Raw genomic sequence first — 24823 nt, forward strand, 5'->3', positions numbered from 1 at the left:
TATAGCGCGGATGGCGTAGCGCCCCTGTTCCACATTGCGGCCCATGCCGGGCCGAAACTTCGCGATTTGTCCCGAAGTGTGTTCCGGTATCGACAAAAACTTGACCGGACAGGCGATCTAAGCAGAATGTTATTTTCCTTGAAGAAATTTTCAACTATAGTCTGACGCTTCCCCACCTCACTTTCGACTGCGTCCGTTCGCCCCGGAAAGACCGCTACTTATGAAAAACAACCGGATCGGCCTGATTCTCGTCGGCTCCATGCTGGCGGTGATCGCCCTGGTCGTGACGCTGCTGCTGCAGCGCCAGCAGACGGAACACGCCGAACAGGTGCGGGCCCAGGGCCTGGGCATGGTGCGCTCGCTGGCGGCGCTGCCGGTACCGGTGCTGGTCCCAGGCAAGGGCGCGCCCGGCGTGCTCGATTCGATCCTGGCCTATCGCGACAATCCCGATTTCGCCTATGCCGCCGTCAGCCTCGACAACGGCCGCAACCTGGCTGAAGTGGCCAGCGCCGGCGCCATCGTGCCGCCCGCCGCGCCGCTGGCGCTGACCGGTTTTGCCGAACGCGCGATCGCGCCGGGCCAGAACGGACGCGCGATCCGCGAATTCCACGGTCCCCTGGCCAGCGCCGACGAGAAGATGCAGGTGCGGATCGGCTACTTCGAGCCGCGCACGCCCTTCGAGATGAAGGACCTGCCCTTCTATGCGCTGATCGCGCTGGCCATGTTCCTGCTGGTGCCCCTCATCTACCTGGTGATCAAGCGCGAGATGGCGCCGCTGGCCGCGCTCGGCGAGCAGCTGCGCACGGTAGCCGCCGGCCAGACCCTGCCCGCCATCGCTCCCGATGCGGATGCCGACGTGCGCGGCCTGGCGAATAAACTGAACCGCTACCTCGACCAGGCCAGCGCGCGCATCCGCGAACTGGAACAGGAAAGCGTGGCCAGCATGGCCAGCGGCCGCCTGCTCGAATACGGCAGCAACAAGATGCAGGCGGTGCTGCAGTGCCTGCCGGACGGCCTGCTGGTGCTGGATCCGGCCGGCGAAGTGACTTTCGCCACCGGCAAGATCGAGCCGCTGCTGGGCGTACCTGTCGCCGAGGTGCTGTCGCAGCCGGTGGAGGCCTGGTGCCGCGATCCGGAACTGCGCGCGATGCTGGCGCGCTTCCGGAGTGCCGGACTCGATACGCGCAGCCAGATGACGATCGAATTCAATCCTGCGCGCGTGCCCGATAAGCGCCTGTGGGCCACGGCCCAGGCCCTGCTGGGGCACTCGATGGCCTACGGCACCCTGGTGGTGCTGCGCGACGCCACCCGCGAACACCTGGCGCGCCAGGCCGGCAACGACTTCGTTGCCCACGTCGCGCACGAATTGAAGTCGCCCTTGAACGTGATCGGCATGTACGGCGAGATGCTGGCCGACGGCGGCGTCGACGAAGCGGTGCGGGTCGAAGCGATCAACGTGATCCAGGACGAAGTCGAGCGCATGAACTCTCTCGTCAACAACCTGCTCAACGTCAGCAAGCTGGAGATGGGCAGCATGCGTCCCGAGCGCCACCGCGTGAAACTCGACGATTTATTACGCGACGCCTGGCAGCAGGCGCGTGCGCGCGCCGAAAGCAAGGGCATCCGCCTCGACCTGCAGGTGGCGCGCGACCTGGCCGCCGTCTCGGTCGACAAGGACCTGTTCCGCATCGCCCTGAACAACCTTCTGAACAACGCGATCAAGTACAACCAGGCCGGCGGCAGCGTGGTGCTGGCCGCCGAGGAAGGCGATACCGACGTCGTCATCGCGGTGCGCGACAGCGGCATCGGCATGAGCCCCGAGGACCGCGAGCACGTGACCGAGAAATTCTTCCGCGTGCGCGAGACCGGTCCCGAACAGCGCGGCGGCCATGGCCTGGGCCTGTATCTCACTAACCAGATCGTCGAGCTGCATCATGGCCGCCTGACGATCGACAGCGAGCTCGGACACGGCAGCGTGTTCTCGATCCACCTGAAGAAAATGCCGGCCCTGGCCGAAGGAGGCCAAGTCTTATGAACAAACGCACGATCCTGCTCGTCGACGACGAACCGCACGTGATCCGCGTGCTGCGCCTGATGCTCGAGCGCGAGGGCTATGAGGTCGCCAGCGCCAACGACGGCGCCGAGGCGCTGGCACAGATCGACGCGCGCCGGCCCGACGTGATGGTCAGCGACATCCAGATGGCCGGCATGGACGGCCGGGAACTCTGCCGCACCGTGCGCGCACGCTATCCGGCCGACGGTTTTCCGATCTTCGTGATGACCTCGATGACGGCATCGAGCGAGCGCGAATGGGTGCGCGAACTGGCCAACGTCGACTTCCTCGAAAAACCCCTCAGCCCCCGCCAATTGATTGCGCGCCTCGCCACTTACTTCGCCGCCGCCACCCAGCAGGAGAACACCCATGCAGCCTGACGCTTTGCACGAGCTCGATTACACTCGCTACGCACGCTGGCTGCGCCGCGTGACCGGCGTCGAACACGATTTCGCGGTGTGCGACGCCTCCGGTGCGCTCGCCTGGGCCGCCCGCGGTGGCAATGACAGCGGCGGCGACATCGGTAGCTGGATCGGCGCACGCTGCGCGGCGGGCTTTGCCTGGGCCTGCATCGGCGACGGCATGCAGCGCCACGATGCCGAGGATGCCACGCTGCTGTACATGGCCATTCACGGCAAGAGCGGCCTGCTCGGCTACCTGGCGGCGCGCGTCGCGCGCCTGGCCGAGGCCCCGACCGCCTGGGACCTGCTGGCCGAAACCTTCGAGGACATCGCCGCCGGCATCGCCGACGACCATGCCGCCAAGCGCGAACTCGACAGCATGGCGCTGGAACTGTCCGAGCGCTACGAGGAACTGCACCTGGTGTATGCGATCGACAAGCAGGTCCAGCAGCTCGAACCGGGCGCCGACCTGTTCCAGAAGCTGCTGCAGAGCTGGGCCGAGCACATGGACGCCGACGTCGCCGCCTTCGTCAAACCGGGCGAGAACCTGTGCGTGCATGCGACGAACCTGTCGGCGCCGATCCACAACCTGGACCTGGTGCTGGTCGAGATGCGCGGCGACCTGTACCGCTTCACGCACTCGGCGCGCGCCCCGATCGTCATCAACGACGTCGACGACCCGCGCCGCGCCTACATCTTTACGGACCTGCCGTATAAACTGCTGTGCTGCCCGGTGATCCACGACCGCAGCGTGGTGGCGATCCTGGTGCTGGCGAACCACCTGGCCAAACCCGATTTCTCGAACAGCGACCGCAAACTCGGCGAACTGCTGGCGAACCAGCTGTCCGGCCTCTCCAAAATGTACGGCGCGCTGGCGGAAACGCAGAAGTTCAACGAGCAGATGGCGAACGCCCTGATCGAGGCGGTCGAAGCGAAGGACCCGTACACGCGCGGCCACTCCGAGCGCGTGCATTACATCGCGATGCAGATCGGCGAAGCGATGCACCTCTCCACGCGCGACACCGACGACCTGTTCTGGGGTTCGCTGCTGCACGACGTCGGCAAGATCGGCATTCCGGATGCGGTGCTGTGCAAACCGGGCCGCCTGACGCGCGACGAATTCACCTTCATCATGGTGCACCCGGAACGCAGCTACGAGATCCTGCGCCATATCGACCGTTTAAAGGGTGCGGTGCCGGGTGCGCGCCACCATCAGGAAAAATACGACGGCACGGGTTACCCGCACGGCCTGAAGGGCAACGACATTCCGCTCAACGCGCGCATCATCGCCGTGGCCGACACCTACGATTCGATCACCAGCTCGCGCGCCTACCGCGCGGGGCGCAGCCACGAAGTGGCGATGGCGGAGATCAGGCGCGTGGCCGGCAGCCAGCTCGACCCAAGCATCATCAAGGTGTTCGAGGACGTCTGCGCCGCCGAGCCGGAGTGGATCGCCCGCTTCAACATCGCGCGCGAAGCAGTGGGAGTTGCCGCCTAAATGAACGACGCCGTCACCCGCAGCCGCATCGGCTCGATGACCTATCTGGCGCCGTCGATGGCGCTGGTGGCAAGCGACGCCATCGATGCGGTGGAAAGCGCGATCGCCGAATGCATCGCCCAGCACCAGGTCAGCATTGTGCTCGACCTGGGCAAGGTGGCGCTGCTGTCGGGCCGGGCGCTGGAACTGATGACGCGCGCGGCCAGCCGCCTGGGCGCGCTGGGCGGCTGGCTGAAACTGGCCTATCCGAGCCCGCTGCTGCTCGACATCCTGACGATTACCGGCGTTGCCGACCAGGTGGCCTTGTATGACGCGCCCCAGGCGCCGGCGAAACCGGTGCGCCCGGCCGGCCAGCTGAAACTGGGCGACATCCTGGTCGAACGCGGCATCGTCACCGCCGCCCAGGTGGCGGAAGCGGCGCGCCTGCAGGAGCAGACCGGCAAGCGCATGGGTTTCATCATGGTCGAGAAGAAGTGGCTGTCGGAAGCCGCGCTGTTCCAGGCCCTGGCCGAGCAGCTGGATCTCCCTTTCGTCAGCCTGCGCGCCGGCTTGTACGACCCGACCGCCGTCTCGCTGCTGGAACGCGACGTCGCGAAACGCCTGAACGTGATCCCGCTGTTCGTGGTCGAGAACACGCTGACGATCGCCACCGGCGAGCCGCAGGCCGTGCACAGCATCGACGAGATCCGCGCCCGCACCGGCTGCCGCATCCGCGTGGCGATGGCGCCGCCGGCCGACATCAACCGCGTGCGCGACGATGCCTACGGCGGCACCATGCCGGACTTTATCCACAGCGAGGCGAACGACCTCGAGCTGGTGGACAACCAGATCCCGGACGACTACACGCAGATCGACCAGATGGCCGGCGCCAGCCCGGTAATCAACATGGTCAATGCCGTGATCCAGCGCGCGATCCACGACAACGCCAGCGACATCCACATCGAGATCTCGCGGAATAAATCGCGTATTCGCCTGCGGATCGACGGCATCCTGTACGAAGTCATGTCGCCGCGGCTCGAGCTGCATCCGGCGATCGTCTCGCGTTTGAAGGTGATGGCGCACCTCGACATCGCCGAACGCCGCCTGCCGCAGGACGGCCGCATCCAGGTCATGACGCAAGGCCGCACGGTCGACCTGCGTTTTTCTTCGCTGCCCGGCATCTACGGCGAGAAGGTGGTGCTGCGCGTGCTCGATAAAAACCAGTCGATCCTCGACGTCGATAAACTGGGCATGAACGGCGGCGCTGTCGACACTTTTAAACGCCTGCTCGGGCGCAGTCATGGATTGATCCTGGTGACCGGGCCCACCGGCAGCGGCAAGACCACCAGCCTGTACGCGGCGATCAACTACCTCAAAAGCATCGAAAAGAACATCGTCACGATCGAGGACCCGGTCGAGTACCAGCTGGACATCATCAACCAGAACCAGGTCAACGATGCGATCGGTCTCACTTTTCCGAAAATCCTGAAGCACGTGCTGCGCCAGGATCCGGACATCATCATGGTCGGCGAGATCCGCGACCGGCAAACCGCGGAGATCGCGGTGCAGGCGGCGCTCACAGGCCACCTGGTGCTGACCACCCTGCACACCAACGACACGCTGGGGGCAGTCGCGCGCCTGGTCGAGATGGGAGTCGAGCCGTATTTGCTGTCCTCGGCCCTGATCGGCGTGATGGCGCAGCGCCTGGTGCGCCGCATCTGCCCGGCTTGTAAAACCAGCTACCTGGTGCCGCCGGCCGCGGCCAGCGCCTATGGCTACAAGGGAGAAGGCAACCTCAAGCTCCTGAAAGGGCGCGGCTGCCCCTCGTGCTACGACTCCGGCTACAAGGGAAGGCTCGGCATCTACGAGCTGCTCGAAGTCGGGCCTGAGCTGCAACGCATGATCGTGGCGAACGCCAGCAAGGATGCGATGGCGCAGCACGTGACAAGTAGTGGCCACCGCGACCTGTACGCCGACGGCATGGAACGCGCCTTCGGCGGCGACACCACGCCCGAGGAAATCGCCCGCGTCGTGCATTCGCTATAAGGAGGCGCCATGGCGATCGAATGGAACGACCACCCGCTGACCCCGACCGCGACCGAGCTGGCCGGGCCGGCCAAGGCCGCCGCGCGCAAGCCAACATGGAGCCTGACGAAGGATGCGCGCATCGGCAGCGCCGACCGCATGCTGTTCACCGAACGCCTGGCCCTGCTGCTGGAAACGGGGGTGCCGCTGCACGACGCGCTGCGCGCCCTGCACGAGCAGGCCGGCAAGCCGCGTTTGAAGGCGATCATCGGCGAAGTCGCGGACGACATCGTCGGCGGCCAGCGCTTTTCCGAAGCCCTGCACAAGCACCCCGACCTGTTCCCGCCGACCTACATCAACCTGATCGGCGCCAGCGAGGAAGGCGGCTTCCTGCCGGAAGTGCTGGAGCAGCTGGTCGACATGGACGAAAAACAGGAACGGCTGCGCAGCACGATCGTCTCGGCCCTGTCCTATCCGGGTTTCCTGATCGTGTTCTCGATCCTGGTGGTGGTGTTCATCCTGGTCGCCGTATTCCCGAAGTTCTCGGTGATGTTCGCCTCGATCTACGACGAGCTGCCGGTGACGACCAAGATCTTCATTTTCGCCAGCGAGGCACTGACCCGCCATGGCGCGCTGTTCAGCATCGGCACGCTGGCGCTGCTGGCGGGCGCCCTGCTGGCGCTGCGCCGCCCCGACGTGCGCGAAAAGCTCGACCGCCTCAAATTGCGCCTGCCCTTTGTGAAGGACATCTTCATCAAGATCTATCTCACGCGCCTGCTGCGCGTGATGGGCATCTCGCTCGAACGCGGCGTGACCATTCTCGCCACGCTGGGCGCCTGCCGCAACGTGATCCCGAACGCGGAATTCCAGCGCTTTCTCGGCGAACTGGAAGTGCAGGTGACCGAGGGCCGCGGCATCGCCGCCGGCTTTCGCGACAGCCCGCTGATCCCGGTCAGCGTCAAGCAGATGATCGATACCGGCGAACAGACCGGTACGCTGGGACGGGTGATGGGACGCGTCGCCGACTTCTACGAACGCGACCTGACGCGCCAGCTGAACGCGCTGGCAAAAATGGCCGAACCGGTGATGCTGCTGGTGATGGGCATCCTGGTCGGGACCATTGTTACCTCGATCATTCTGCCTATTTTCAAAATGTCACGGGCTGTGCATTAAAAAACCACAATTGGAAAAAGTTAATGCGCATTGGCAACAAAAAGAGTTGGGGTTCATGCTACTCTTCGTTTCTACCTGTTAAGAATTTGCCGAAATGCAAACCGTCCTTAACCAACTAATGAAAATGACGATGACCTCCACTTTCCGCCGCCGCGCCGTCCAAGGCTTCACGCTTATCGAGCTTCTGATCGTCGTGATCATCATTGCGATCCTGGCTGCGATTGCGATTCCGCAGTTTGCAAACAGTTCCAACGACGCCCAGGAATCGGCGCTCGACGCCAACCTGAACACGGTGCGTTCGGCTATTGAACTCTACCGCGTCCAGCACAACAACCGGTTTCCAGGCGTGGCTGCATCGAATGGCGGCGACGCTGCCGCCTGCAACGCTGCGGGTGGCGCATTGGGAACCGGCGCGGTGAATACCGACGTCGCTTTCACCAACCAGCTGACTGGCTTCTCGAATGCGGCAGGCCAGACCTGTACCGTCGCTGCAGCCGGCTTCCTGTTCGGCCCATACCTGCGCGCGATCCCGAACGAGTCGATCGGCAACAATAACACCGTCAACATGGATCTCGTTGTTGGTGCTCCTGCACCGGCTGCCGGCGGTCTCGGCTGGCGTTTCAATACGATCACTGGCCGCTTCATTATCAACAACTCGTCGCCGGACCGTCGTAACGCTCCGCTGTCGAACCACTAAGCAAGCGACTTCCTTCGCCATGGGGGTGCTGGTCGCTACGACAAGGCGGCAAACCGGTGTCACCTTGGCGGAAATGCTCATCGTCGTTGCCGTCGTGGCGGTGGCTGCGTCACTTGCCATCCCCAAGGCCGATCCGCAAGCGGCATTCGCCGCCGATGCGGCAGCCGGCGAAATCGCCCGCGCCCTGCGCTTCGCCCAGCGCGAAGCGATCCGGACCGGAACCTACCAGCAGGTCAGCGTGGATCCTGCCACCCAGGTGCTGCGCGTTTATCAGCCCGCCACGTCTGGCAGCACCACCACCGCGCATCCCGTCGACAAACGCGATTACCAGATCAGCTTCGCAGCAAACGCCATGCCGCGCGCCACCATCGTCAGCGCCGTCTTCAAGTACGAGGGCGGACCCACGACCAATTTTGCGTCCTTCGGACCGGATGGCGCGCCCTCCTATGTCGACACCAGCAAATTGAGCCAGTTGTGGACCCTGCTGAGCGGCACCAAGGATGTCGACCCGCTGAAGGAAGACGGCCTGATCACGATCCGCTACGGGAACATCGAACGCGTGGTGCGCGTGGCGCCGGTGACGGGGCGGGTGACGCTGTGAGGGCGGCCGTTCGACAGCATGGCTTTTCGTTCGTCGAAGTCATGGTCGCCGTGGTGCTGCTGGCCGTCTGCGTCGTGCCGATGGCGGAGGCGGTGCGCAACGGCCTGTCCGCCTCGACGGCCGCCCTCGACAAGGCCGAGGAGCTGCGCTGCATGAAGAATTCGATGGAAACCGTCCTCGCTGAGTCCTACCCGGCCCTGTGGAGTGCCGCCGTCAAGGATGGCGGCGTGAGCTATGTGCTACCCGAAGATGCGGCGTGCCAGCGGGTCGTGCGCAGCCTCACGCTCGTCCTGTGCGAGCAATGTGCCCCCATCCCGGTGCCGCTGGCGCCAGGCGTTGCGCAGGACCGCCGTGAATCGGCCATGGTGTCGGTCTCGCTCACGTCAGACAAGGGATATTCCTTCACCGCGCTGGTGGCGCGATGAGCCTGCGCCTGCCTGCCCGCGTCCAGGGCCTCAGCCTGGTCGAACTGCTGATCGGACTGGCCATCACGGCCCTCGTCATGGCGCCCCTGGTGCCGATGCTGCAGACCGCCTCCGCTGCCGCCGGCGTGGGACAGGAACAGATCGCCCTGCAACGCGACGCCGACTTCGTCCTCGAACGCATCGCCTCGCGTATCCGCGCCACGCCACCGTCCACCACTCTGGCGGGGAAGCCGAGCGGCGACTGGCTGAAACCGGCTGTCTACAGCGTCAATAACGGCGTGCTGGTCGAGCAGCAGGGCAAGGAAAGCTATGTGCTGGCCGAGTCGGTGACGGCCTTCGAGCTCAGCACCCCCGTCAACGACAGCGCCCAGCCGCTCATCAAGGTGAGCCTGAGCATGGCCCGCGGCGGCAGCAGCACCAGCGCCGTGGCGACGGTGCGCATGGGGACCGCGCAGTGAAGGCCCAGCGCGGCATCCTGCTGCTGCCCGTGGCCCTGACGCTGGCCGTCGTCGGCACGCTGGCCTACGCAATGAGCCGCGAAGCCGGCATGAGCGTCGCCGACATCGACGCCCAGTACGACATCGAGGTGGCGCGCTACCTGGCCTCGAGCGGCGTCCAGTACGCCAAATGGCGCACTGCCAAGGGCGGCTGCGACCAGAACGCCGCCAATTTCGGCACCCTGACCCTGCGCGACGGGACCGTGACCGTCACCAAGACCGTGTGGAGGAAGCCGCTCATGACGGTCAGCGTGAGCGCTACCAGCAACCGTAACAGGGCCGGCGGGACGGTCAACGTTCTGAGCCGCGAAGAACTGATCGTCGATGCCAGCGAAGTCCGGCAAGCCACCATCATCGGCCCCGGCGACGCCGACACGACGATCGTGCGCGACGGCGGCGCCAGCGTATTCAATTCCGACACCCTGACCGCGACCGAAGGCGCTGCCCATCCCCTGGTCCTCTTCAAGCTTCCGGCGGACCTGGACCGCGCATCGATCATCCAGGCCGACCTGCGGGTCACCAAGAAGTCGGGCAATGCCAACCAGCCGGGGCGCTCCCTGGCAGTCCACCGCATCACGCGCGACTGGTCGAAAAGCACGACCTGGACCACGCCCTGGTCGCGCGAAGGCGGCGATTACGTCGACACGCCCGCCGCCAGTGTCGTGATCGATCCGGGCAGCAGCGCCTTCAACGGCGCCTATGTCTGGCGCATCGATCCGGTCGTGCAGGCATGGGCCAGCGATCCGTCCCAGAATTTCGGCGTGCTGCTCAAGCCGACCGCTTTATCGAACGTCTCCTTCTACAGTTTCGACGGCTCGAACAAGCCGGAACTGGCCGTACGTTATTTCAAGCGCTGCACCTGATTGAACCCTACAGCCATGAAAACAACTGCCCCTACCCTCAGCGATCTGTCCGGCGTCTGGTCCTGCCTCGACTTCGGCGCACCGGAGTTGCGCGACTACGCCACGCCCGTGATCACGCGCGAAACGCGGCGCGGGGTCGCCCTGCTCAGCCTTGTCGCCCTGATGTTCCTGGCCCTGGCGGCCGTCATCTCGGCCGTGTTCGCGCTCGGCACCTCCTACACCTATACCTACGGCGTGCTGAGCGCCCTCGCCCTGCACATCTACCTGTCGAGCGCGAAGGTCGAGCAGCTGCGCGCCCTGTATTTGCTGGCGATGCTGCTGCTGGTCGTGTGCGGCTCCTCTCTGGTGCTGCTGGCGCAGCGCTCGGGCCACCTGCACGCGATGCTGCTCCTGAGCGTAGCGGTGCTGATCATGCTGGTGCCGGTCGTGCCCTGGGGCCTGCGCGAAGCGGCGCTCACCACCGGCGCCATCTACCTGATGTTCACCGCATCGACTTACCTGAGCCGCTTTCGCTTCGCGGCGCTCGACCTGTGGGTGCTGCAATGCCTGATGCTGGTGGCGGCCGTGATCTCGCTGGCCCTGGTCGCACGCGCGCTCGGGCTGCGCAAGCACGATCTGGCCATGCGCTTCCAGTTGGAGCGGGCGCAGCGCGAGCTGACCGAACTGGTCAACCGCGACCACCTCACCGGCGCCTGGAACCGCAGGCATATCGAACGCGACTTCGACCGCGTGGTGGCGCACCACCATGAAAAGGAGAGCGCCTGCTGGTTCGGCCTGTTCGACATCGACCGTTTTAAATCGATCAACGACACCTTCGGCCACGGCAGCGGCGACGAAGTGCTGCGCGCGGTGCATGCGGCCTTCGGCGAGCTGCCGGGCGACGTCGAATACCTGGCGCGCCTGGGCGGCGACGAGTTCGCGCTGCTGATGTGCGGGCTGGATGTGCCGGCGCGGGTGGAGGCGGCGCTGGCCTCGATCGCCGGCAAGATGGCGGTGCCGCTGCCCGGTGGCGTGACGCCGACCGTCAGCCTGGGCCTGGTGCGCCTGGCGCCCGGCGACATGTTGAATTTCGACGGCGCCTACAAACTGGCCGACGAACTGCTTTACGAAGCCAAGCACGCGGGCGGCAATACGGTCCGTACGAACATCGAGGGGAAAGCTGCTGCATGAAGTCCTGGTTTGCTTCTTTGATCAACAAGGGCGCGGCGCCGCTGCCGATCGGCGTCGACTTCGCCGCCCAGCGCCTGAACATGCTGCAAGGCGCGCCCGGCCCCGGCGGCCTGGCCGTGCGCGCGGCCGTCTCGCTTCCCTACCCGTTAGAGCGCGCGCAGCTGCTGGCCGATCCGCGCCGCCTGAAAAGCTTCGTGCGCGAAGCGCTGGCGGCGGCGCCCTTCGCCGGGCGGCGCGTGGTGTCGGTCCTGGCGCCGAGCGAGGTGCGCATCCTGCCACTGACGGTGCACGTGCCGGATGGCCACAGCGAACCGCAGGCGGTGGCAAAAGCGGTGCGCGAACAGCTCGGCGCAGCGGCCACGGAATCGGTGGTCGACTACTACCAGGTGCGCAGCGTCGACGCCGCCGGCCCGGAAAAGCAGGTGCTGGCGGCAGTCGCCGCATCGAACAAGGTGCTGGCCTTCCTGGAGACCCTGCGCGGCGCCGGCCTGGAGCCGGTGGCGCTCGACATCGGCCCGGCCGCGATCGCGCGCCTGCTGGCAGCGATGCAGGACGACTTCGAGCAATCAGTCCTGTTGATCAACTTCGGCGCCAGCAAAAGCTACCTGACCGTGATCTGGGGCCGGCGCCTGATGCTCGACCGCGAGATCGACTTCGGCGAGATGCAGCTGGTCGACCGCCTGTCGCGTGCGCTGGGGCTGAGCCTCGACGTGGCGCTGGCGCTGCTGCGCGAGCACGGCATCGGCACCCCGGCCGGTGCGCCGCTGGGCAGCGGCGCGGCGCCCGACATCGGCCGTACCGTGCGCGAGATCCTGTACCAGGAATTCGCGGCGCTGGCCGAGGAGCTGGTACGCACCCAGGTGTACGTCGCCTCGCGCACGCGGGGCAGCGCGATCAGCCGCGTCTACCTGAACGGCAGCGTGGCGCGCTACCGCCACATCCAGGAGCGGGTCGAGGAACTAGTACGGCTGCCGGTCGAACTGCTCGATCCATTGAAAGCCTTCCAGGGCGCGCCCTTATCGAGCCCGGTCGGCAGCGACACGCACGGCATCGCCCTGGCCGCCGGCCTGGCATTACGGGGAGAAGCCCATGGCTGATATCGACATGATCCCGCGCAGCTACCGCGAGGGCTTGCGCGCGCGGCGCACCTTGACGGTCTACGGCGCCGCCCTGGCGCTGCTGCTGGTGGCGGGAGGCGCGAGCAGTGCCCTGCTGCGCTGGCGCCTGGCGCTGGAAACGCCGCGCCTGGAACAGGGCCGCGCCGCATCGGTGCAGGCCGCTGCGATGCGCGCCCAGCTGGTCAGCGCACAGGCGCGCAAGGACCTGCTGGCCGAGAACGTGGCGGCCTTCGAGGGCCTGCGCGGCAGCGGCGAAGTCGCGGCGCTGGCCAAGGTGATGGACAGTGCCCTCAACGAGCGGGTCTGGTTCGATCAGCTGCGGTTTGCGCACACCCAGGAATTGCTGCAGGGAGGGGCGCCGTCGCCGCTGCCGGCCGGCACCGTGCAGACGCGCGCGCCGCAAACCAGGGCGGTGCAGGCCTGGCGCCTCGGCAGCCATGTCGAGATCGCCGGCCAGGCGCTCGACAACGGCGCGATGTCCGCCTTTCTGACGGCGCTGGCCGCCGATCCGCGCCTGACGGACGTGCGCTTCCTGAACAGCAGCACGGCGCCGCTCGAGGACGGCGGCACCGTCAGCTTCAATGTCGCCGCCACGCTGGTCAAGGCAGGAGACAAGCCATGAACGCCAGCCTGATTCGCAAGGCCGCGGCGCTGCCCGCGCGCCAGCTGCACCTGATGGGCGCCGGCCTGCTCCTGATCGTCGCTTGCGCCCTCTGGTTCTATGCCCTGCGCGCGCCGCTGGCAGCCCTGCGCACGGTGCGCGCCGAACAGGCACAGCTGGACCTGGCCGCCGGCGATCCGCGCCTGCTGTCCGCACAATTGCTACTGCTCGGCACCGATACCGAAGCGCTGGCCAAACGCTTCGGCGCCGTGCCCGCGGCAGCGCCGGCGCAACTGCGCCTGGTCGGCGAGCTCGGCAAGCTGGCGCAGGCGCAGGGCGTGACCCTGCACGGCGTCACGCCCGCGCCCGACGAGATCGTGCTGGCTTTTGCCCAGACCGGCTTCGATGCCGACGTGAGCGGCAGCTACGCAGGCCTGCTGGCCTGGATGGGCGCGGTCGAGCGCGCGCAGCCGAACCTGGCCATCGCCAGCTTCGAGATGACGCCGTCCGACACACCGGGCCAGGTCGCCATGAAAATCCGTATCGCGGCATTCCGGCCGCAGGAGAGCAAGCCATGAAGCACGCGGCAATCATTCTGCTGGCGCTGTTCGCCAGCGCGGCGCAGGCCCAGCCCCTGCGCGACCCGTTCGCGCGCCCTGCCCTGCCGGCGCCGAGCGCGGCGCCCGAACCCGAGACGCCGCAGGCCGTGCCGCGCCTGCGCGCCGTCATGGTGGCGCCCGAACGCGCGCTGGCGAACATCAATGGCCAGATCCTCGCCACCGGCGAGTGGTTCGGCGACTATCAACTGATCAAGGTGGAAGAACGCGGCGTCACGCTGGTTAAGCGTGGCGTGAAAAGCGTTCTGGTACTGGACGAGGCATCCCGCAAATGAAGCAGAACGTGTTGAAACCGATCGTATTGGCCGCCCTCCTCGCTGCCGCCTTCGATGCCGCAGCGGCGAAGCAAAACACTTCCCAGCCGGCGACCGCCGTGTCGTCCACCGCATCGTCCACCACCGCGCCATCAAACAGCGCCCCGACCTCCTTCGTGTTCCGCGACACCCCGATCGCCGAACTGTTCGAGATGATCTCGCGCCACGAGCGGGTCAACATCATGCTCGGTAAAGGCGTGACGGGGAACGTCGCCGTCAGCCTGTACGACATGACGCCGCGCCAGGCGATCTACGCGATTGCGGAAGCCGGCGGCTACCAGGTGATCGCGCGCGACAACGGCTACGTCATCGTCAACCCGGCGCAGCCGGCCGACGCCGGCACCCTGCCCTCCGGCCAGCTCGAGGTGAAGGCATTAAAAGTGCTGTATTCGGAACCGCAGCTGGTGGCCGACATCCTGGGCAAACATGTCGGCCGCGGCGGCAAGGTCACCGTGCTGCCGTCGCGGCGCATGGTGGTGGTCGAGGATACGGCGGACGGCATCAGGCGCATCGAATCCCTGCTGCGCGAGATCGACACCCAGCCGCAGCAGATCATGATCGAAGCGAAGATCCTCGAGATCACGCTCGACGAGAACGAGAACTTCGGCATCGAGTGGAACAAGGTCTTCAGCGCCAACGGCGTCAACCGCATCGGCACCAGCGGCCTGGTTCCGGCGAATGGCGCGGGCCTGATCTTCAATTACGTGAACAAGAACGTCGACCTCTACCTGAATGCCCTGAGCAACAAGGGCCGCGTGCGCACCCTGGCCACGCCCAAGCTGCTGACACTGGAGAACCAGGAAGCGAGCACGAACATCGGCGACAAGCTGGGCTACCGCGTGACCACCACCATCAACAACGTCACCAGCGAGTCGATCCAGTTCCTGGAAACGGGCGTGATCCTGCGCGTGACGCCCTCGGTCGACAGCGACGGACGCATCGCCCTGCGCGTGCGTCCGGAAGTGAGCTCGGGTTCGCTGCTGGGCGGGATCCCGTCGAAGAAGACGACCGAAGTCAACACCCAGCTGGTGGCGGAAAACGGGCAATCGATCCTGATCGGCGGCCTGATCAAGACCAGCGCCGGCCTGCGCCGCACCGGGGTGCCGATCCTGGGCGAGGTGCCGGGTCTCGGTAAACTGTTTTCGAACGACGAGACGACGGGCAGCTCGACCGAGACCATCGTCCTGATCACGCCGCGCATCGTACCGACGCGCGCCGTCGGCGCCGATGCGCAGGTGGTCGAGCGGGTGCAGCAGGCGGCAGGCGAAATCCAGCAGCAGCTCAAGGGGCCGGCGATCCTGCCTTGACGCCGTATCGGCGCAGCCAATAAAAAACGGCCTCCGCGGAGGCCGTTCCTGTTTGCGTAGCGCGTAAAAGCTTACGCCGCCACGCCCGCGTTGTGCGCCTGCTGGTCCGCGTGGTACGAGGAACGCACCATCGCGCCGACGGCCGCGTGGACAAAACCCATCTCGTAGGCGGCTTCCTCGAACTTCTTGAACTGGTCCGGGTGCACGTAGCGGCGCACCGGCAGGTGCGAGTTCGACGGCGCCAGGTACTGGCCGATGGTCAGCATGTCGATATCGTGTTCGCGCATGTCGCGCATCACCTGCAGGATCTCCTCGTCGGTTTCGCCGAGGCCGACCATGATGCCCGACTTGGTCACCGCGTTCGGGTACATCTTTTTAAAATCGCGCAGCAATACCAGCGAGTGCTGGTAATCGGCGCCCGGACGCGCTTCCTTGTACAGCCGCGGCACGGTTTCCAGGTTGTGGTTCATCACGTCCGGCAAGCCGTCGGCGAAGATGTTCAGCGCCTTTTCCAGGCGGCCGCGGAAGTCCGGCACCAGCACTTCGATCTTGGTGTTCGGCGACAGCGCGCGGGTCTTCTGGATGCACTCGACGAAGTGGCCGGCGCCGCCGTCACGCAGGTCGTCGCGGTCGACCGAAGTGATCACCACGTAGGACAGGCGCAGGTCGGCGATGGTCTTCGCCAGGTTGCCTGGCTCGTTGACGTCGAGCGGGTCCGGGCGGCCGTGGCCGACGTCGCAGAACGGGCAGCGGCGAGTGCACTTGTCGCCCATGATCATGAAGGTCGCGGTGCCCTTGCCGAAGCATTCGCCGATGTTCGGGCAGCTCGCCTCTTCGCACACGGTGACCAGGTTATTCGCGCGCAGGATGTCCTTGATCTCGTAGAAGCGCGAGGAGGCGGTCGCCGCTTTCACGCGGATCCAGTCCGGCTTTTTCAGGCGCTCGGCGTCGGCGATCGGCACGATCTTGATCGGGATGCGCGAGGTTTTGCTCGCACCCTTTTGCTTGTCAAGGGCGTTGTAGGCGGGAGTCAGACCGGTATCGGTGTCGGTAGTCATATCGCTCTAGCCCGGGAGGGCTTCAGTTGGTTTGTTCGGTTCGGAGATCACGGCCAGGTGCCGGATCAGGGCTTGCGCCAGCGCCTCCTGCACGTCCGCCAGGGGCGCTTCGACGCCCATGGTGCGCATGTCGACGGTGGACAGGCCGGAATAGCCGCAGGGATTAATCCACGAGAACGGAGATAAATCCATCGCCACGTTCAGCGAAACCCCGTGGTAGGTGCAGCCGTTGCCGCGCACCTTCAGGCCGAGCGCGGCGATCTTGGCGCCGCGGCGCGGTCCTTCGGCAATATAAATGCCGGGCGCGCCGGCAATGCGCTCACCGCCGAGATTATACGCCGCCAGCACGTCGATGACCGCCTGTTCGATTTTTTCCACAAATTGCCGGGCGTACAACTTGCCGCCCGGCTTGTTGCGCCGCAGGTCCATCAGCAGGTAGATCACGACCTGGCCAGGACCGTGGTAGGTCACCTCCCCGCCGCGGTCGGTCTGCACCACGGGAATGTCGTGCGCCGGCACGCCGGGCCCGGCCAGCAGGTGGCCGCGGTCGGCTCCCAGGCCGAGGGTGAACACGGGCGGATGCTCGACGATCCAGAGTTCGTCGGGCGTCTCGGGCGTGCGGGCATCGGTAAACGCGCGCATCGCGGCAAACACGGGTTCGTAGTCGGCACGTCCCAGCGCGCGTATCAGCGGGCTGGCAGGGCTGGATGCTTGCATGGGATCCGGTGGGGAAGGTGGACAGCCCCGACATTATATGCCAGTGCCGCCTGCCCTGCCCGGCCGCGGGCAGGGCTTGCCTGCTTGATAAGGCTAAAGGAAACGCTTAGAGAACGATCTTGACCATCGGGTGCGAGGACAGCGTGCGGTAGATGTCGTCGAGCTGCTCGCGGCTGGTCGCACGCACGATGCAGGTCAGGCCCGTGTAGTTGCCCTTGCCGGAAGGACGCACTTCCATGCGGCCGTGGTGAAACGTCGGGTCGAAGCCGGTCACCACCTCGACGATGGTATTGGCAAAGGCGTCATGCGTCGGGCCCATCACCTTGATCGGGAAGTCGCTCGGGTATTCGATGAGGGATTCTTTGGGGTCCATGGTGGCTCCTGTGCAAACCGACATTGTAGCCAATGCGCGTGCGGCGCGTGCAATTGCTGAAAGGACATGGCAGGACCGGCTGCGCAGTCCTGCCCTTGCCGGGTCAGCGCTCCATCTGGCGCGCGCCCCGCTCCTGCTGGCGCCAGTTCTCCACACGGCGCGGCGGCGCGGCCTGCGGTGCTGCCTGCTGCGCCGGCGGGGCCGCAACGGTTGCCGGAGCGGGCGCTGGAGCCGGCGTCGGGGCAGGACGCGGCGCCGGCGGCGCTACCGCCGTGGCGACCGGCCGCGGCATCTGCGTTTGCGCCTGCGCCTGCGCGTGGGCGCGTGCGGCGGCCGCCTCCATCGCGGCGCCGACGCCGCCGCGCGCGCCGAACGGTGCCGAGGGCTGCGGCTGCGCTTGCGTCTCCCGCTCGGCGCGCTGCTGGAAGAGGCGCTGGCGCCGGCCGTCCTCGACGGCGTCGCGCGCCTCGCGCTGGGGCCAGTCGCGCTGGGCCTGCGGCGGCGAGGTGATCACGCCCGGCTGGCGCACGAAGCCCGCTTGCGGCGGCGGAGATTGGACGAAGGAGGGCGGCGGCGTGCTCGTCACCGGGGCCGGCTGGACGGCGGCCGGTTGCCCATCGCGTCCCGCCTGGCGGCGCCAGCCGTCGTGCGTATCACGCTCGTCACGCCGGCCATCCGGACGGCCATCGCCGTCGCGGTCGCGCCGTTCCCAGCCGCGTCCATCGCGTCCATCGCGCCCATCACCGCGGCGCGCATCGTCCTGGCCGCGCTCGCGCCAGTTGCGCGGCGCCGGCGGCACGGCGCCGGGCGCACCTTGCCAGTTGGCCGGCGGCCTGACGTGCTGCTCGTGCCTCACCACGACTTCGCCACGCCCGCCGAAGCGGTCCTGCGGCACCACGGTCAGCCCGCGCTGGCGGTAATCATGACGGCCGTCGCGCTTGCCGTCGTATTTGCCCTCGTGCGGATTCAGGCGGCGCAGGTAGCGGTCCGACAGCCGGTAGCCGGGCACGAAGCGGTCGTAGGGAGACAGCGGATACCAGCCCTGGGCGATCGACCCGCTGTTCACGCCGATGCTCCAGCCGGCCCCGCCGACCCAGCCGACCAGGGCCGGCGCCCACACCGGGTAGCGTTCCAGCCGGCCCGGCGCCCAGCCCCAGCGGTTGTTGAGTTGCACCCAGCGTCCGTAGTGGAAGGGCGCATAGCCCCAGGGCGCGTTGTCGACCCAGGTCCAGCCCCAGGGAGAAATCCAGGTCCAGCGGCCGTCGCGGTAGGGCACCCAGCTCGAGGAGACGGCCGGCAGCCAGACGCTGCCGTATTCGCTGTTCTCGGTCCAGCTGCCGTAGCGGTCCAGGTCCTCGTAGCCGGTCATCTCGGCCGGCACGTAGCGGGTGGCGCGCACGGCATCGAACTCGCGGTCGCGCACGGCGGCCCAGTCGTCGAAGGCGTCGGTCATCGCTTGCGTCATGCGCAGGTCCAGGCCCTGCATCTCGGCGCTGCGACCGCTGCGCACGGTCAGGCGTTCGCCGTTGCCCTCGACCACGGCGACGCCGTCGAACACGCGGATGCTGCTGGTGTCCTGCGTGCGTTCGGCGTCCACGCGCAGGCGTCCCGGCTGCTGCAGCAGCACACGGGTTTGCGGGGTGGTCAGTTCGAAGCCGGCCGCCACTTCCGCATTCACGACGCGGATGCTGGCGCTGCCGTAGTGCAGGCGCAGGCGCAGTTTCTCGTCGTCGAGCTGGACGACTTCGAGGGCCGAGTCGCCGTCGAGGCGGATCGCGGTCGAGCCGACCCGCAATTCGGTGCGCGCGCCGGGGGCGGTCGAGATGGTCTGGTTCGATGTGACCGGCCAGTTCACCAGCGCGGTATTGGCGACTTCGCCGGCGCTGCTGACGCTGACCTGGCCCTGGGTGAGAGCGACGCGCCCGACCCGTGCCGGCGGATCTTCCTGCGCGTAGACCAAGGTGGAACACACCGCCAGCGCCAGCAGCGTTGCGGACTTCATCGAACGGAGGTTCATCATGGGCTCCAGGCAGGTGGGACGGAATGCGTCGACCTGATTACACCGCACACGCCCAGGCCACGACAATCGGGGTTACAGACGGTTGCAACTGCTGCACAACCGATACATGAGGCTGCTCTCAGGCGCCTGCGCGTTTTACGAAAAAGAGCATCGAACCGACGACTACCAGCACGGCGCCGAAGAAGCGGTTCTGGATGCGCATCGCGCGCGGATCGCGGAACAAACGCTGCATCGACGCGGCCAGGGTCGCGTAACCGTGCATCACCAGGCTGTCGATGGTGACCATGGTCACGCCCAGGATCAGCAGCTGCGGCAGCAGCGGCGCGTCTTTCGAAATGAATTGCGGCAGCACTGCGACCATGAAGATGATGCCCTTCGGGTTGGTCGCATTCGTCAGGAAGCCGGTCAGCACGCGCTTGCCGAAGGAGGGGTGGGCGGTCAAACCCGCGCTGCTGGCCTGTGGGCCGGACTGGTCCTTCGAACGCCATTGCGAGATGCCGAGGTAGATCAGGTACAGCGCGCCGATCACCTTCACGACGAAGAAAGCCGTGGGCGAGGCCAGCAGCAGCGAGCCGACGCCGGCGCCGGCGATCGCCAGCACCAGCACCAGGCCGAACTGCAGGCCGAGCACGGTGGCGCTGGCCTTTTTCACGCCGTAGGCCAGGCCGTGCGACATCGACAGCACGGCGCCGGAACCGGGAGAAATGGCGATCACGGTGCCGGCGATGACGAAGGCGATCCAGGTGGCGAAAGACATGGGGAGAATTCGGAGAAACAAAAAAGACGGAGGCGCGCGGCATCATGCCGCAGCGCCGACCGGATGCCCAAAGGGCGTGCGGGGTATTACTTCTTGCGCGGATTAACGGCAGTCTTCAGGGTAGCGCCAGCCGAGAAACGCGGGGTTTTCGATGCGCCGATCTTGATGACTTCGCCCGTTGCCGGGTTGCGGCCCTTGCGCGCTGCGCGCTTGGTCACCGAGAAGGTGCCAAAGCCGGTGATGCCGACCGTGTCGCCTTTTTTCAGACGCTCGGTGATGATCTCGATGATCGTGTTGACCGCGTTGTTGGCCGCAGTGCCCGACATCTCGGTACGCTTGGCAAATTCCGCGATCAGTTCGCCTTTTTTCATGGTGCCTCCGGGGTTGAAAGAGCGGAAAGAGTAGCACAAATGTTTGCTACATGTAACTTTCTCGCAGACGTATGTCCCCGTGTTGCGCCGATGCCCGTTTTTTCGGGCATTTCAAGGCGTGCCCGTCAGAGCAGGCTCGGTTCGGCGCCGCTTGCCGCCAGGCGGGTGCGCAGGGCGGCGTTGATCAGGGTCTGGTAGCCGGTGCCGCAGCGCTCGGACAGGTTGCGGAACTCGTTCAGCACCTCGTCGTCGAGGTAGATCGTGATGCGCGTCTTGCGCTTCGGTGGACGGGTGCGGCGCAGCGGGGCGGCATTCTGGGGCTGGATCGAATTCAGGGGCGAGGTCATGGTCGGGGTCATCGTAATCTCCGTCAGCGAGGCGAGGCTGGCTTACCGCAGCCTTCGATACTGACTATACGTATCTGCTCCCTAGGCCGCGCGGCGAAAGCGACGAGCTGCAGATTTTCGGGCTTGAAGCGCAATTTATCGCGCTGAACCGTGTGCCCACGGCCCCCGCGCTCGGTTAAGATGCTGCCATATTGCTAATTCTCAGGAGTGCTCCATGGCTGCAGGCAGTTTGCTCGCATTACTCGACGACATCGCCACCGTCCTCGACGACGTCACCGTGATGAGCAAGGTGGCGGCCAAGAAAACGGCCGGCGTGCTCGGCGACGACCTTGCGCTCAATGCCCAGCAGGTGACGGGCGTCGATTCCTCGCGCGAACTGCCGGTCGTCTGGGCCGTAGCGAAAGGCTCGCTGATGAACAAGGCGATCCTGGTGCCGGCGGCACTGTTGATCTCGGCCTTCGTGCCCTGGCTGATCATCCCCCTGTTAATGATCGGCGGCGCCTTCCTGTGCTTCGAGGGCGCGGAAAAACTGGCCCACAAATTCCTGCACAGCCCGGAGGAAGACGCGGCCCACAAGGAAGAGTTGGCCAAGGCGCTGGCCGACCAGAACGTCGACATGTGCGCGCTCGAGAAGGACAAGATCAAGGGTGCGGTGCGCACCGATTTCATCCTCTCGGCCGAAATCATCGTCATCTCGCTGGGCACGGTGTCGCAGATGCCCTTCATGCAGCAATTGGCGGTGCTGATCATCATTGCGCTGGTGATGACGATCGGCGTCTATGGACTGGTCGCCGGGATCGTCAAGATCGACGACGCAGGCCTGTATCTGAGCAAGAAGACGAGCGGTTTCGCACGCAGCCTGGGCGGCATGCTGCTGGCCCTGGCGCCGCGCCTGATGAAATTCCTGTCGATCGTCGGCACGGCGGCCATGTTCATGGTCGGCGGCGGCATCATCAGCCACAACTGGGAAGCGCTGCACCACTATTCCGAAGGCCTGTCCGAGCGCCTCGGTGAGGTGCCGGCCATCGGCGGCGCGCTGCACGCGATCGGGCCGGTGATCTTCGATGCCCTGGTCGGGATCGCGGTCGGCGTATTGGTCGTGATCGTCGTCACGCTGGTGAATAAACTGCGCGGCAAAAAGGAGACGGTCGCCGCGCATTGAGACTTTGCTGCACTGCATTGCCGATTTTCCTTACGCTTTCCTGACGTATTCATAACTGTTGCATTTGGTACTACAGCACCCGTTGCAAATTGACATGCTCGGGTGCGCCCTCCAGACTGGACTGAGCAATAGCCGTTCAGACCACTATGAGGGAAGATCAATGCAACAAAACACGAAGAAAACGGTGCTGTCCCTGTCGATCGCCGCGATGTTTGCAAGCACGGCCTACGCCCAGGAAAGCACCAGCACGGAAAGCAGCGCCGCCACCGTCGTCGTCACCGGTACCCGCGTCGCCAACCGCAGTGCGCTCGACACCGCCGCCGCGGTCGACATCATTTCCGCCGACACCCTGAAAAACACCGGCACGACCGAGATGAACCAGGCGCTGTCGGTGGCCTTGCCCTCCCTGAACTTCCCGCGTCCCTCGCTGACCGACGGCACCGACACGATCCGTCCGGCCACGCTGCGCGGCATGGCGCCCGACCAGACCCTGGTGCTGGTGAACTCGAAGCGCCGCCATTCGTCCGCGCTGGTCAACCTGAACGGCTCCGTCGGTCGCGGCTCGGCAGCCGTCGACATGAACACGATCCCGACCGCGATCGTCAAGAACATCGAGGTGCTGCGCGACGGCGCCGCCGCCCAGTACGGGTCGGACGCGATTGCCGGCGTGGTCAACCTGCGCCTGCGCACCGACCGCGACGGCGGAGAGGCGAGCGTCACCTACGGCGCGCGCATCACCGAATACGACCTCTTCAACGACGTCGCCCCCGCCGGCGGCACCTGGACCGGCCCGGCCAAGCGCGAGCGCACCGACGGCCAGAGCGCCACCGTCAGCGCCTGGAAGGGTTTGCCGCTGGGCGAGACCGGTCACCTTACCATCGCCGCCGAATACAAGGATCAATCCCGCACCGAACGCGGCGGCTACGACATGCGCCAGCAATACCCGAGACTGGCCAACGGCGCCTTCGATCCGCGCGAAAACACGATCGACCGTTTCAATGCCTGGTACGGCGATCCGGAAATGCAGCAGACGACCCTGTTCGCCAACGCCGGCAACGACCTCGGCAACGGCATCAAGGCCTATGGCTGGGCCAGCTATCAGAAGCGCGAAGCCCGATCGAGCGGCTACTTCCGCCCGGCGCGCGACGACCGCAACGTCATCTCCATCTATCCGGACGGCTTCCTGCCGGTCATCGCCCCTACCGTGGACGACTTCGCCCTCACCGGCGGCCTGACCTGGACCATCGGCGACTGGGACCTCGACACCTCGCTCGGCTACGGCAAGAACAAGATGCAGTTCGAGATCCAGAACACGCTGAACCGCTCGATCGGCGCGTCCAGCAAGACCGAATTCGATGCCGGCGGCTTTTCCTATGACCAGCTGGTGTTCAACCTGACCGGCGTGCGCAAAGTCGACGTCGCCGGCCTGTCTTCTCCGCTGAACATCGCGGTCGGGACCGAGGTGCGGCGCGAAGGCTATGAACTCTTCGCCGGCGAGCGCGAATCCTGGGATTATTTTGGCGAACGCCTGGCCAGCGGCGCCCCGGCCGCACCGGGCGCCCAGGTGTTCCCGGGCTTCCGTCCAGCCAACGAAGTCGACACCCACCGTACGGCGGCCGGCGCCTTCGTCGACCTGGAAGCGAACATCACGCCCGAGCTGCTGACCTCCGTCGCCGTGCGCGCCGAGCACTATTCCGACTACGGCAATAGTTTGGCCGGCAAGCTCGCCGCGCGCTACGATTTCAGTAAATCCTTCGCCCTGCGCGGCTCGCTGCAGAACGGCTTCCGCGCGCCGTCGCCGCAGCAGCAGAATTTCACCTCGACCTCGACCAATTTCATCAACGGCGTCCCGTTCGAGATCACGACCTTCAAACCGACCGACCCGGTCGCCGTGGCGCTGGGCGCCCAGCCGCTCGACGCCGAAAAATCGGTCAACCTGTCGCTGGGCGCGGTGCTGCGCTTCGACCGCATCAGCCTGACGGTGGATGCGTATCGGATCAAGATCCGCGACCGCATCGTGCTGTCGGAAAACCTGACGCAAGCGAACGTGCGCGACTACATCGCCTCGCAAGGTTTTGTCGGCGTGGGCGGCGGCCGCTTCTTCATCAACGGCGTCAATACCACCACCGACGGCGTCGACATCGTCATGAACTGGCCGGTGAATGCGGGCGCGGCAGGGCGCTTCGACACCACGCTGGCGGCCAATTTCAACAGCACGGAAGTGACCAAGACCCCGGTCACGGCCCAGCTGGCGGCACTGAACCCGGCGCCGGTGCTGTTCGACCGCGCCAACATCATCGCCATCGAAGAGGGACAACCGAAGAACAAGTTCAGCGCCAACCTGAACTGGAAACTGGGCCAATGGGGCGCCACCGCGCGCGCCACCCGCTATGGCAAGACGATGACGCCGGGTACGACGGCCGCCTTCGACTTCCAGCTCGGCGCCAAAACCATCGTCGACCTCGAAGGCCGCTATGCGATTACGCCAAAGCTGACCCTGGCCCTGGGCGTCGACAACGTCTTCGACCAGTATCCGGAAACGCTGCCGCCGGCGCTGAACACGACCGGCAACACGCCGTTCTCGAACTACTCGCCGTTCGGCCGCTCGGGCCGCTTCGTCTACGCCCGCGCCAACTACGCGTTTTAAGTTGAACCGAGGGTAGATAAAACGCGTCCGGG

Annotated in this window: 25 protein-coding genes; 18 read left to right on the forward strand and 7 right to left on the reverse strand. The window is 66.0% G+C overall.

Going from position 1 to position 24823, the window contains the following annotated elements; genetic code table 11:
* Positions 1-220: 220 nt before the first annotated feature.
* The 16 genes from ACFPQ5_RS04515 (at position 221) to ACFPQ5_RS04590 (ending at position 15339) form a co-directional block, all read left to right on the forward strand.
* A complete protein-coding gene (locus tag ACFPQ5_RS04515) occupies positions 221-2035 on the forward strand; it encodes an ATP-binding protein (protein ID WP_379752080.1) in 1815 nt (604 codons plus the stop codon).
* Positions 2032-2433, forward strand: a complete 402-nt coding sequence (locus ACFPQ5_RS04520; protein ID WP_379752081.1) for a response regulator — start codon at positions 2032-2034, stop codon at positions 2431-2433. The genes ACFPQ5_RS04515 and ACFPQ5_RS04520 overlap by 4 nt, the downstream gene beginning before the upstream one ends.
* Positions 2423-3952 (forward strand): HD domain-containing phosphohydrolase, encoded by a 1530-nt coding sequence (locus ACFPQ5_RS04525; RefSeq protein WP_379752082.1) that lies wholly within the window; start codon positions 2423-2425, stop codon positions 3950-3952. The genes ACFPQ5_RS04520 and ACFPQ5_RS04525 overlap by 11 nt, the downstream gene beginning before the upstream one ends.
* Positions 3953-5977: an ATPase, T2SS/T4P/T4SS family gene (locus ACFPQ5_RS04530; RefSeq protein WP_379752083.1), complete on the forward strand. Its 2025-nt coding sequence runs from the start codon at positions 3953-3955 to the stop codon at positions 5975-5977.
* Positions 5978-5986: 9 nt separating this feature from the next.
* Positions 5987-7129, forward strand: coding sequence for a type II secretion system F family protein (locus ACFPQ5_RS04535; RefSeq protein ID WP_379752084.1), 1143 nt, complete (start codon positions 5987-5989; stop codon positions 7127-7129).
* 94 nt (positions 7130-7223) lie between these two features.
* Positions 7224-7826, forward strand: a complete 603-nt coding sequence (locus ACFPQ5_RS04540) for a prepilin-type N-terminal cleavage/methylation domain-containing protein (protein WP_379752085.1) — start codon at positions 7224-7226, stop codon at positions 7824-7826.
* Positions 7827-7845: 19 nt separating this feature from the next.
* Positions 7846-8427 carry a pilus assembly FimT family protein gene (locus ACFPQ5_RS04545; protein WP_379752086.1) on the forward strand — a complete coding sequence of 194 codons (582 nt, stop codon included), beginning with the start codon at positions 7846-7848 and terminating at the stop codon, positions 8425-8427.
* A complete protein-coding gene (locus ACFPQ5_RS04550; RefSeq protein WP_379752087.1) occupies positions 8424-8852 on the forward strand; it encodes a prepilin-type N-terminal cleavage/methylation domain-containing protein in 429 nt (142 codons plus the stop codon). Before ACFPQ5_RS04545 ends, ACFPQ5_RS04550 begins: the two co-directional genes overlap by 4 nt.
* Positions 8849-9310: a PilW family protein gene (locus ACFPQ5_RS04555; protein ID WP_379752088.1), complete on the forward strand. Its 462-nt coding sequence runs from the start codon at positions 8849-8851 to the stop codon at positions 9308-9310. The genes ACFPQ5_RS04550 and ACFPQ5_RS04555 overlap by 4 nt, the downstream gene beginning before the upstream one ends.
* Positions 9307-10212 (forward strand): DNRLRE domain-containing protein, encoded by a 906-nt coding sequence (locus tag ACFPQ5_RS04560; protein WP_379752089.1) that lies wholly within the window; start codon positions 9307-9309, stop codon positions 10210-10212. The genes ACFPQ5_RS04555 and ACFPQ5_RS04560 overlap by 4 nt, the downstream gene beginning before the upstream one ends.
* Before the next feature lie 15 nt (positions 10213-10227).
* On the forward strand, positions 10228-11382 hold the full coding sequence (locus tag ACFPQ5_RS04565; RefSeq protein ID WP_379752090.1) for a GGDEF domain-containing protein: 1155 nt from the start codon (positions 10228-10230) through the stop codon (positions 11380-11382).
* On the forward strand, positions 11379-12479 hold the full coding sequence (gene pilM / locus ACFPQ5_RS04570) for a pilus assembly protein PilM (protein WP_379752091.1): 1101 nt from the start codon (positions 11379-11381) through the stop codon (positions 12477-12479). Before ACFPQ5_RS04565 ends, pilM begins: the two co-directional genes overlap by 4 nt.
* Positions 12472-13122 carry a PilN domain-containing protein gene (locus tag ACFPQ5_RS04575; protein ID WP_379752092.1) on the forward strand — a complete coding sequence of 217 codons (651 nt, stop codon included), beginning with the start codon at positions 12472-12474 and terminating at the stop codon, positions 13120-13122. The genes pilM and ACFPQ5_RS04575 overlap by 8 nt, the downstream gene beginning before the upstream one ends.
* The gene (locus tag ACFPQ5_RS04580; protein ID WP_379752093.1) at positions 13119-13679 is read left to right on the forward strand and encodes a hypothetical protein; all 561 of its coding nucleotides are present in this window, start codon (positions 13119-13121) and stop codon (positions 13677-13679) included. The genes ACFPQ5_RS04575 and ACFPQ5_RS04580 overlap by 4 nt, the downstream gene beginning before the upstream one ends.
* Positions 13676-13993, forward strand: a complete 318-nt coding sequence (locus ACFPQ5_RS04585; RefSeq protein WP_379752094.1) for a hypothetical protein — start codon at positions 13676-13678, stop codon at positions 13991-13993. Before ACFPQ5_RS04580 ends, ACFPQ5_RS04585 begins: the two co-directional genes overlap by 4 nt.
* A gap of 8 nt (positions 13994-14001) precedes the next feature.
* Positions 14002-15339, forward strand: a complete 1338-nt coding sequence (locus ACFPQ5_RS04590; protein ID WP_379752095.1) for a type II secretion system protein GspD — start codon at positions 14002-14004, stop codon at positions 15337-15339.
* A gap of 71 nt (positions 15340-15410) precedes the next feature.
* On the opposite strand, the gene lipA is transcribed toward ACFPQ5_RS04590, so the two are convergent.
* From lipA to ACFPQ5_RS04625, 7 genes are all read right to left on the reverse strand, one after another.
* Positions 15411-16397, reverse strand: coding sequence for a lipoyl synthase (gene lipA, locus ACFPQ5_RS04595; RefSeq protein WP_379752096.1), 987 nt, complete (start codon positions 16395-16397; stop codon positions 15411-15413).
* A 6-nt stretch (positions 16398-16403) separates the two neighbouring features.
* Positions 16404-17114 carry a lipoyl(octanoyl) transferase LipB gene (gene lipB / locus ACFPQ5_RS04600; RefSeq protein WP_379752098.1) on the reverse strand — a complete coding sequence of 237 codons (711 nt, stop codon included), beginning with the start codon at positions 17112-17114 and terminating at the stop codon, positions 16404-16406.
* A 106-nt stretch (positions 17115-17220) separates the two neighbouring features.
* Positions 17221-17511 carry a DUF493 family protein gene (locus ACFPQ5_RS04605; RefSeq protein ID WP_267873529.1) on the reverse strand — a complete coding sequence of 97 codons (291 nt, stop codon included), beginning with the start codon at positions 17509-17511 and terminating at the stop codon, positions 17221-17223.
* Positions 17512-17590: 79 nt separating this feature from the next.
* Positions 17591-19507: a DUF6600 domain-containing protein gene (locus ACFPQ5_RS04610; protein ID WP_379752100.1), complete on the reverse strand. Its 1917-nt coding sequence runs from the start codon at positions 19505-19507 to the stop codon at positions 17591-17593.
* Positions 19508-19625: 118 nt separating this feature from the next.
* Positions 19626-20264 carry a LysE family transporter gene (locus ACFPQ5_RS04615; RefSeq protein WP_379752102.1) on the reverse strand — a complete coding sequence of 213 codons (639 nt, stop codon included), beginning with the start codon at positions 20262-20264 and terminating at the stop codon, positions 19626-19628.
* An 86-nt stretch (positions 20265-20350) separates the two neighbouring features.
* Positions 20351-20635: an HU family DNA-binding protein gene (locus ACFPQ5_RS04620; RefSeq protein WP_136221632.1), complete on the reverse strand. Its 285-nt coding sequence runs from the start codon at positions 20633-20635 to the stop codon at positions 20351-20353.
* A gap of 125 nt (positions 20636-20760) precedes the next feature.
* On the reverse strand, positions 20761-20994 hold the full coding sequence (locus ACFPQ5_RS04625; RefSeq protein WP_379752103.1) for a BrnA antitoxin family protein: 234 nt from the start codon (positions 20992-20994) through the stop codon (positions 20761-20763).
* A 202-nt stretch (positions 20995-21196) separates the two neighbouring features.
* On the opposite strand from ACFPQ5_RS04625, the gene ACFPQ5_RS04630 reads away from it, so the two are divergent.
* Positions 21197-22144 (forward strand): DUF808 domain-containing protein, encoded by a 948-nt coding sequence (locus ACFPQ5_RS04630; RefSeq protein WP_379752104.1) that lies wholly within the window; start codon positions 21197-21199, stop codon positions 22142-22144.
* 160 nt (positions 22145-22304) lie between these two features.
* Complete coding sequence (locus ACFPQ5_RS04635; RefSeq protein ID WP_379752105.1) at positions 22305-24791, forward strand: TonB-dependent receptor plug domain-containing protein; 2487 nt, start codon at positions 22305-22307, stop codon at positions 24789-24791.
* Positions 24792-24823: the final 32 nt, after the last annotated feature.

This window comes from Massilia suwonensis (genome assembly GCF_042655665.1).
GTDB lineage: Bacteria > Pseudomonadota > Gammaproteobacteria > Burkholderiales > Burkholderiaceae_D > Telluria > Telluria suwonensis.

What these genes read in the sequence shown, in the direction of transcription:
- ACFPQ5_RS04555 (WP_379752088.1), top strand. Translation starts at nt 8,849, where the DNA reads ATGAGCCTGCGCCTGCCTGCCCGCGTCCAGGGCCTCAGCCTGGTCGAA.
- ACFPQ5_RS04625 (WP_379752103.1), bottom strand. Translation starts at nt 20,994, where the DNA reads ATGACCCCGACCATGACCTCGCCCCTGAATTCGATCCAGCCCCAGAAT.
- ACFPQ5_RS04620 (WP_136221632.1), bottom strand. Translation starts at nt 20,635, where the DNA reads ATGAAAAAAGGCGAACTGATCGCGGAATTTGCCAAGCGTACCGAGATG.
- ACFPQ5_RS04615 (WP_379752102.1), bottom strand. Translation starts at nt 20,264, where the DNA reads ATGTCTTTCGCCACCTGGATCGCCTTCGTCATCGCCGGCACCGTGATC.
- ACFPQ5_RS04565 (WP_379752090.1), top strand. Translation starts at nt 10,228, where the DNA reads ATGAAAACAACTGCCCCTACCCTCAGCGATCTGTCCGGCGTCTGGTCC.
- ACFPQ5_RS04525 (WP_379752082.1), top strand. Translation starts at nt 2,423, where the DNA reads ATGCAGCCTGACGCTTTGCACGAGCTCGATTACACTCGCTACGCACGC.
- ACFPQ5_RS04610 (WP_379752100.1), bottom strand. Translation starts at nt 19,507, where the DNA reads ATGATGAACCTCCGTTCGATGAAGTCCGCAACGCTGCTGGCGCTGGCG.
- ACFPQ5_RS04515 (WP_379752080.1), top strand. Translation starts at nt 221, where the DNA reads ATGAAAAACAACCGGATCGGCCTGATTCTCGTCGGCTCCATGCTGGCG.
- lipA (WP_379752096.1), bottom strand. Translation starts at nt 16,397, where the DNA reads ATGACTACCGACACCGATACCGGTCTGACTCCCGCCTACAACGCCCTT.
- ACFPQ5_RS04535 (WP_379752084.1), top strand. Translation starts at nt 5,987, where the DNA reads ATGGCGATCGAATGGAACGACCACCCGCTGACCCCGACCGCGACCGAG.
- ACFPQ5_RS04605 (WP_267873529.1), bottom strand. Translation starts at nt 17,511, where the DNA reads ATGTCGGTTTGCACAGGAGCCACCATGGACCCCAAAGAATCCCTCATC.
- ACFPQ5_RS04520 (WP_379752081.1), top strand. Translation starts at nt 2,032, where the DNA reads ATGAACAAACGCACGATCCTGCTCGTCGACGACGAACCGCACGTGATC.
- ACFPQ5_RS04585 (WP_379752094.1), top strand. Translation starts at nt 13,676, where the DNA reads ATGAAGCACGCGGCAATCATTCTGCTGGCGCTGTTCGCCAGCGCGGCG.
- ACFPQ5_RS04530 (WP_379752083.1), top strand. Translation starts at nt 3,953, where the DNA reads ATGAACGACGCCGTCACCCGCAGCCGCATCGGCTCGATGACCTATCTG.
- ACFPQ5_RS04540 (WP_379752085.1), top strand. Translation starts at nt 7,224, where the DNA reads ATGCAAACCGTCCTTAACCAACTAATGAAAATGACGATGACCTCCACT.
- ACFPQ5_RS04580 (WP_379752093.1), top strand. Translation starts at nt 13,119, where the DNA reads ATGAACGCCAGCCTGATTCGCAAGGCCGCGGCGCTGCCCGCGCGCCAG.
- ACFPQ5_RS04630 (WP_379752104.1), top strand. Translation starts at nt 21,197, where the DNA reads ATGGCTGCAGGCAGTTTGCTCGCATTACTCGACGACATCGCCACCGTC.
- ACFPQ5_RS04575 (WP_379752092.1), top strand. Translation starts at nt 12,472, where the DNA reads ATGGCTGATATCGACATGATCCCGCGCAGCTACCGCGAGGGCTTGCGC.
- lipB (WP_379752098.1), bottom strand. Translation starts at nt 17,114, where the DNA reads ATGCAAGCATCCAGCCCTGCCAGCCCGCTGATACGCGCGCTGGGACGT.
- ACFPQ5_RS04635 (WP_379752105.1), top strand. Translation starts at nt 22,305, where the DNA reads ATGCAACAAAACACGAAGAAAACGGTGCTGTCCCTGTCGATCGCCGCG.
- ACFPQ5_RS04545 (WP_379752086.1), top strand. Translation starts at nt 7,846, where the DNA reads ATGGGGGTGCTGGTCGCTACGACAAGGCGGCAAACCGGTGTCACCTTG.
- pilM (WP_379752091.1), top strand. Translation starts at nt 11,379, where the DNA reads ATGAAGTCCTGGTTTGCTTCTTTGATCAACAAGGGCGCGGCGCCGCTG.